Annotated in this window: 5 protein-coding genes; 2 read left to right on the top strand and 3 right to left on the bottom strand. The window is 49.9% G+C overall.

Annotation, left to right across the window (positions count from 1 at the left end):
- Window positions 1-139: 139 nt before the first annotated feature.
- Both ACTQ53_RS10925 and ACTQ53_RS10920 read right to left on the bottom strand, forming a co-directional pair.
- Window positions 140-2,215, bottom strand: coding sequence for an AAA domain-containing protein (locus tag ACTQ53_RS10925; protein WP_441933037.1), 2,076 nt, complete (start codon window positions 2,213-2,215; stop codon window positions 140-142).
- Between the two features lie 66 nt (window positions 2,216-2,281).
- Window positions 2,282-3,151: a PfkB family carbohydrate kinase gene (locus tag ACTQ53_RS10920; protein WP_294971614.1), complete on the bottom strand. Its 870-nt coding sequence runs from the start codon at window positions 3,149-3,151 to the stop codon at window positions 2,282-2,284.
- 195 nt (window positions 3,152-3,346) lie between these two features.
- Between ACTQ53_RS10920 and ACTQ53_RS10915 the strand changes: the two genes are divergently transcribed.
- On the top strand, window positions 3,347-5,005 hold the full coding sequence (locus tag ACTQ53_RS10915; RefSeq protein WP_441933036.1) for a putative transporter: 1,659 nt from the start codon (window positions 3,347-3,349) through the stop codon (window positions 5,003-5,005).
- A 157-nt stretch (window positions 5,006-5,162) separates the two neighbouring features.
- Here ACTQ53_RS10915 and ACTQ53_RS10910 read toward each other — a convergent pair whose 3' ends face one another.
- Window positions 5,163-6,857, bottom strand: coding sequence for a pseudouridine synthase (locus ACTQ53_RS10910; RefSeq protein WP_441933035.1), 1,695 nt, complete (start codon window positions 6,855-6,857; stop codon window positions 5,163-5,165).
- A gap of 86 nt (window positions 6,858-6,943) precedes the next feature.
- Between ACTQ53_RS10910 and ACTQ53_RS10905 the strand changes: the two genes are divergently transcribed.
- Window positions 6,944-7,843 carry a DMT family transporter gene (locus ACTQ53_RS10905; protein ID WP_441933040.1) on the top strand — a complete coding sequence of 300 codons (900 nt, stop codon included), beginning with the start codon at window positions 6,944-6,946 and terminating at the stop codon, window positions 7,841-7,843.
- Window positions 7,844-7,874: the final 31 nt, after the last annotated feature.

The following is a 7,874-nucleotide window of genomic DNA, read 5'->3' as shown; positions in this document are numbered from 1 at the left end:
ACGTTCGGGCTACGCCCTCTCTACAGGGCACACAACTCTATCTGCTTGCAAAGGTAATCATTTTCCATCAGTTTTCCACCTTTCTGTGTCTACTTTTTGAGGGGCAGCATATTACGTTCATGACAACAGCTTTCCCATCTTATTCATAATTATTGATTGCTTCCACATACTCCCACAGTTTCTTGTAGAAAGGATGTTTCGTCATCGTGTCCTTGTTGCCCAGGATGATGAGCTTCATTCGGGCTCTCGTCATCGCCACGTTCATGCGGCGGAGGTCTTTCAGGAATCCGATCTGTCCCTCGTCGTTGGAACGTACCAGCGAGATGAGTATCACGTCTCTTTCCTGCCCCTGGAAACCGTCCACCGTGTTTACGCTGATCAGGCGGCGGTAAGGCTTGAAGAACTCATACTTCTTGATGAGCTTCTTCAGATACTGCACCTGGGCACGATAAGGCGAAATGATGCCCACGTCGATGCTCTCGCTCAATACCCGCTGCTTGCCTATCTTGGTGAAGTATTCCGCCAGGGTGAGCAGGGTTAGCTCGGCTTCTGCCTTGTTGATACGCCCGAAACTCTCGCCCACAAACTGCTCCTTGAAGTTCAAATCAGAATTCTGATTGGCTGCAGATACAGAAGATGATGTGGAAGCAGAATCTTCAGGAACATCTTCTCCTTCTATCGTTATCTGATTCTCCTCGTTCGAAGTATCAATCCACGTTATCGGATGGTCGTAATCCAATACGCTTCGGTATTTGATCTGTGGCGCACTCTCCACCTTGCCCCCGTAGAACCAGTCGCTGGAGAATCGCATGATTTCATCGTTCATGCGGTACTGAATCTTCAGTAGGGTTACAACCTCGGGCTTGTTTTCGGCGATGCGTTCCATCAGGGTCTTGCCAAGGCCGGCTCTTAATGCCGCAATACTCTTTACGGTAGGCGGCAGCTGGCAATGGTCGCCCGCCAGAATCACCCGGCTGGCTCTTCGCATAGGAATCCAGCAGGCAGCTTCCAAAGCCTGCGCAGCCTCGTCAATAAAGAGGGTGCCGAACTTCATTCCCTCCAGCAATCTGTGGGCAGAACCTACCAGGGTACAGGCGATGACACGCGCCTCGCCAAAGAGTTCGCTATTGATGCGGATTTCTATTTCGGCGGCACGGCTCTTCAGCCTCTCCATCTTCTGATGATAGTTCTCGCTTCCTTTCTTCCTGTTTTTTCTTAATTCTCTGATAGCCTTGCGGATAGCCCAGAGCTGCGGATAGTCGGGATGACTCTCGAAACGGCGCTCGTAGGTGAAGCCCAGCATCTTGTCGTTCACACGGGTAGGGTTTCCGATACGGAGCACATTCACACCTCTATCCACCAGTTTTTCAGAAATCCAATCCACCGCCATGTTGCTCTGTGCACACACCAGCACCTGAGTCTCTCGCATCAGGGTTTCGTTGATGGCTTCCACCAGGGTTGTGGTCTTTCCGGTTCCCGGAGGTCCGTGAACGATGGCCACATCCTTTGCCCAAAGCACCTCATTCACAGCCCTTTCCTGGGTAGGGTTGAGCCAAGGGAACTCCATCGGTTCGAAGGAAAATCTTCCTGCCTTCTGATGGGAATAGAATAAATCGCGGAGATAAGCCAGGCGGTTGTTCTTCGCCTTCATCACGCGGTCCAAGGCCTCGAACATCAGTTTGTAGCTGGTTTCGTCGAAGGATAGCTGCACGCCGATAGGCTCCGTAGATTGCTGCAAGTCGAGCAATGGGGCAGAATCGGGAACGGTAATCACCATTCTGTCGCCATCCACATAGCTTACGGTTCCCGTAAAGGAAAAATATTTTATACTTTGAATTTTTTGATTACTTTGAACTTTGAGATTTGAACTTTGAACTTTTTGATTAGCGTTTTCTGACTGCTGGAGGGCTGTACTGCCCTGGTTCTCATTCTTGCCCATCTTCTTGACCATAAAGAACATGACGGGGCGACCGAACTCAAAATTGTGCTCGATATCCTGATCAGAGGTACGGAAGACCTCAATGGCTGTTTGGTTCAGCGAATTATAAAAGCTTTTTCCCACACGGAGCGGGAACCAGGCGTCACCTCGTTTCACCTTTCGCTGCATTCCCATCTGTTCGGTGAGCTTGCGGAAGGCTTCTTTCTCGGTATAATACTCCAGCTGGAGCAGGGTGCGTTGTTGCAATAATGCCTGAATTGGTGAAATCTGTTCCATAATTGGATGCAAAGTTACACCAATTCAGGCAAAAATAAGAAGATAATAGGATAAATTATCTAAAATTTATTTCATGACGCGTTCTACGTCCTGGATGGTGCGGTTGAACGGACCGTTGTGCTCCAGCTTGATGGTGCACATGGCAGCCGCAAACTTGCCAGCCTCGGTAGGAGTGGCACCCTGCAGTCGCTTGTAGAGATAACCGGCAGAATAGGTGTCGCCGCATCCGGTAGCATCCACCACCTCATGAGGAGCATAGGCTGGAATCTCGTAGAACGTGTCGTCTACATAAATCAGAGAACCCTCGCTTCCCAGGGTGATGATTACCTCGGTAACGCCCCAGGAATGAATCAGCTTGGCGGCCTCGCGTGGCTCCTTCAGCCCCGTGATGGTCTCCATCTCCGTCTCGTTCACCTTCAGATAGTAGGTGTTCTTGAGTACATCAAGCTTGTCCTTCCAGTCGATGGCGTAAACTTTCTCGTCTCTCACCTCGCGCAGATAGCCCTGCACATCGATGGAAACCTTACCCTTGCCGGCAAGATAAGCCACTACTTCTGGCGAGAAATCATCGCTCAGCAGACTGCCCAGATGATAAACCTTGGCCTCTACATGCTCCAGCTGCCTGATGGTGAACGGATCAGCCTTGGCAAGTACACGCTGCTTGCGCTTGTTCTGGTCTTCTTCGTAGATGTTTTCGAAGAAAACCGTGTTGCGGGAAGGGTTCAACGTAACGTCGATGCCGGCTTCGAGCATCTTCTCAACAGGTTCTTTCTCTGTTGGGTCCATTGCCGTGATGAGTGAAAAACTCACATCCTTGGGCAACTGGTTGATGGCGTAGGCGAAGTAAAAGGAAGTTCCGCCTGCCATGTATACAGTACGATTCGGGGTCACAATCTTGTCTTTGGTAATGTGACCGATACAACAAATATCTTTCATTTTTTCTATTTAAAACGACTGCAAAGTTACAAAAAAACTTTGAGTATTTCAGAATTTTTTCTTTTAATTCTGCTTTTATGGCAAATATTTAGAAGAAAAAGCCGGATTTCTTTTGGTGGTATTCGTATTTTAATGTACCTTTGCACCGGATTTAAATAATTTGAACATTATCTAGAGAATAGATTAGACTATATTATGTGGTTTGATAATTTAATCAACGTGCATTCGGCGGTGCAGGGCATCGTCATTCTTTCATTGATTTGTACTTTGGGGCTTGCCCTGGGCAAGATTCATGTCAAGGGAATCTCCCTCGGCATAGCCTTCGTATTTTTCGTGGGTATCGTGGCGGGTCATCTCGGACTCACCATCGATGAGAACATGCTGGAGTTTGCCGAGAGTTTCGGACTCACCATGTTCGTGTATGTGCTGGGACTCTATGTGGGTCCTAACTTCTTCGGTTCGATGCGCCACGAGGGCATCTCGCTCAATCTCTGGAGCCTGGCTGTCATCGCCGTGGGAACCGTTTTCTCGCTCGCCCTGTGCCTGGTGCTGCCCGTGAGCCTGCCTGATATGGTGGGCATTCTCTGTGGTGCTACTACCAATACGCCGGCTCTGGGTGCTGCCCAGCAGGCGCTGCAGCAGTTGGGATTGCCTAGTGGTGGGGCAGCCCTGGGCTGTGCCGTCACCTATCCGCTGGGTGTGGTGGGCGTCATCCTGGCGATGATGTTCCTGCGCAAGCTCTTCGTCAAGCCGGCTGACCTGGAAATCCGACGTGCCGATGAAGACGACCATACAGCCATCGGACAGTACGTCATCGTGAACCCGGCACTCAATGGCAATACCATCGCCGAAATCTCGATGATGACCCATCGCAAGTTCATCATCTCACGTGTATGGAGAGGAGAGCTGGTGATTGTGCCTCAGGCTGATACGGTTCTCCATACCAATGATAATGTGCTCGTGGTTACCAATAAGGATGAGGTTTCGGCGATGCAGATTCTCTTCGGAAAAAAGGTGAACAAGGAGTGGAATAATGATAAGGTAGACTGGAATGCGATTGATGCAAAGGTGGAAAGCCGCATCATCGTGATGACCCGTCCGGGACTGAACGGCAAGCGACTGGGAAGCCTGCAGATGAGAAAATCCTATGGCGTCAACGTGAGCCGAGTGCTGCGTGGTGATATCCGTCTGCTGGCTACCGATGACCTCCGTCTGCAGTACGGCGACCGTCTGACGGTGGTGGGCGACCCTACGAGTATCGACCATGTAGAGCAGTTCCTGGGAAATGCCGTGAAGACCTTGAACGAGCCTAACCTGGGCGCCATCTTCCTCGGAATCATCCTCGGACTTGCCATCGGAACCATTCCTCTGGACATTCCGGGAATGACGGCTCCGGTGCGTCTGGGTATTGCGGGTGGTCCTATCGTGATGGGTATTCTGATTGGTGCGCTCGGACCTCGTGTGCATTTCATCTCTTATATGACCCGTAGTGCGGGCCTGATGCTGAGAGAACTGGGTCTTGCCCTCTATCTCGGTTGTCTGGGCTTGTCGGCAGGTGGACAGTTCTTCGAGACGGTGGTTCGTCCAGAAGGCTTGATGTGGGTAGGCATCGGCTTCCTCATCACGGTAGTGCCTGTAGTTATTGTGGGCCTTATCATCCTGAAGACCAAGAAGTACGACTTCGGAAGCATCTGCGGCATTCTCTGTGGCAGTATGGCGAATCCGATGGCTTTGACTTATGCCAACGAGACGCTGGATGGCGATACGCCTAGCATCAGTTATGCTACGGTTTATCCGCTCGGCATGTTCATCAGAGTGGTGATAGCCCAGGTCATCGTGATGTTCTTTGTCTGAAAGGAAACGGGGTAAACTTTTAGGCACGGCTTTTTAATTTTTTAGGCACGGATTACACGGATTTTTTTATGATACTATAAATACGCTTTATTCACATTAGCGCCATAAATCCGTGTAATCCGTGCCTAAATCAGCTTAATCCGTGCCTAAATCAGATTTAGAAATCAGCCTTTCTTGTTATGGTCATTTTCTTTCCAGTCAATGGGTGCTCGAAGGTTATTTCTTCTGCATGGAGATGCAGTCGGGCAGCCTTCTCGTTGCCGTAGAGCGGATCGCCGAGGATGGGCGCTTTCAGTCCTTCCTGATGGGCACAATGCACTCTGAGCTGGTGGGTTCTGCCGGTTTTCGGATAGAGAGCTATTCGGAGATGGGAATCGTCGACAGGTTCCAGTACTTCATACTCCGTGATGGCTTCCTTGCCCTGCTCATGGTCTACAATCTGACGGGGACGGTCCAGATAATCGGGCATTAGAGGAAGCGAGATGATTCCCTTTTCAGGAATAACCTTTCCCGAAATGATGGCAACGTACTTCTTCTGTATCTGATGATTCAGAAACGCTTTCTGCAGCCGATGATAGGCAAACTCTGTCTTGGCTATCATCATCACGCCGCTGGTTGACATGTCCAGGCGATGAACGATTAGCGGACCGGTAGCCTCCGGATATTTGCTGCGCATCAGGGCGTAGACGGAAGGCTGGGCTGCGTCTTTTCCCGGTACAGACAGCAATCCTTCGGGCTTATGGATGACCGCAATTTCTCTATCCTCATAAAGCGTTTCCACCTTATTATATAGAGAGAGGTCTACGGCAGCCGGTTCGAAGGTGGAAGCTGGCAGCATCCATTGCAATATCGGCTTGCACTTGCCGTTGCAGGCTGGGTAGAAGTGAAGATGATGACGGATTTCCTCCTTCGGACTCTCTCCCCACCAGAACATAGCCATCTGCAAGGGTTTGTAGCCAAGAGAATAAGCATACTGCAGCAGCTTAGGCTCACAGCATTCGCCACTTCCGGCAGGTGGCACCATCTTCAGGGCTGCTATTCTGCTCGTTGCAATAGTGGCTTGCGGATAATCCCTGAGGGCTGCATCTCTGAAAATCTCCAGCAGGTCTTTGCTCTCGCCTTCATGATTCTGCATGCGGAACTGCGAAAACAGCCATTGCTGCAAGGCATCAGATAATGTCTTGCGCAGTTGCTTCAGGCTAAGAATATCCGCCTGATAGGCTTCGTATTCCGTTTCAAGGCTGGTCTTTTCGGAAAGCGATTTCTTGAGTCGGCGTAGTTCTGCCTTCATAAACTGGCTTTCCTTTACCATTTCAGCCTCTTCCTCCGGATTGAGACTTCCTGCTTCCCGTCGGGCATCACGTTTTGCCTTCGCCTTCTTTATCTTTTCCTGATAGGCAGCGATGGTATGCTTCCGCTCTTCCTGCAGTTGCAGGATGAGACCTTTGGCTTCCTTCATGTGGGTGTTGGCTTCCAATTTCCTGATGCTCTGGTTAATGCCGGATATTTCAGCCTCGTGGGTCTTGAAATATCCGTCGGGCTGCAGATAGTCAAAAACGGCAGGCACAAAGTCGTCCCAGTCGCTTCTTCCTCCTATCTGTCCGCTATAGGCGGCAAGATAACCTATTTCTGGGGCACCTGATGCAGGTTGGGCATTCTCAACGATGAGTACGCCAAACATTTTTCCTTTATCTATCTCCTCTCGCCAGTCTTCACGCTCCGATAGATAGGTTTGCAGCTCCTTGCATACGGCGATGCAAAGAGGATGAGGCTGATAATCGAGCGGATTGTTCATGCGCTCGGGAATGTCAATGCCTGATAGCAGGGCTTGGTCTATGGAATGAAAAATCATGCTGCAAAGATACAAAAAATCAAGTAGAACTCTTGGTTTATCCACAGAAAAGTCTTAATTTTGCAAAATAAAAATGAAAATTTATGATGAATACTCAAAATAGCAACATATTCTATCACCTGATCGCCTTCCTGACGGTGGCTATATGGGGAACAACATTCGTATCTACCAAGGTATTGATGCTGAACGGGCTGTCGCCTGCCCAGATTTTTACCCTGCGCTTCAGTATCGCCTACATACTGATGCTGGCTTTCAACCATCGCCGTCTCTTTGCCGATTCCTGGCAGGATGAGTTAAAGATGGCGTTACTGGGCATTACGGGCGGTTCGCTCTATTTCTGTAGCGAGAACGAGGCGATGAACTTCACCACTACCACCAATACCTCGCTCATTGTGTGTTCCTGTCCGCTCTTCGCCACCCTGCTGGTGCGTATGGTCTATAAGGATTCCAACCGCATTCATATCGTCCAGCTGCTGGGTTCTCTTCTGGCATTTGTGGGTATGATCATCGTGGTATTGAACGGCAGATTTGTGCTCCATCTCTCTCCGGTAGGTGATGCTCTGGCGTTTACGGCTTGCATGTGCTGGGCTATCTATTCGCTCCTGATGAAGTCGGTAACGGGAGATTATAGTGCAGCTTTCATTACGAGAAAGGTTTTCTTCTATGGCGTACTCACCATCTTGCCTTATTATCTCATCATCCCGGGCTTTCCTCCTCTGGAAGTCTTTACCCGTCCGCAGGTTATCGGCAATCTGCTCTTCCTGGGCTGTCTGGCTTCCATGATCTGCTTCCTGACGTGGAACTGGTGCATCTCCAAGCTCGGAACGGTAAAGGCAACCAACTGGGTGTATTTCAATCCGATAACGACGATGATTTTCGCTTCGTGGGTACTTGATGAGCAAATCACCCCTTATTTCCTGGTGGGTGCTGCCTGCATCCTGATGGGTATGTATATTGCCGATAAGAAAACGAGGGGAGAATCATAATCTTCCCGAAAAACCAACCTAAAAGCAAACA

It is taken from the genome of Prevotella sp. Sow4_E9_plate (assembly GCF_052116205.1).
GTDB lineage: Bacteria > Bacteroidota > Bacteroidia > Bacteroidales > Bacteroidaceae > Prevotella.
This window is presented reverse-complemented; position numbering and strand designations above follow the sequence as displayed.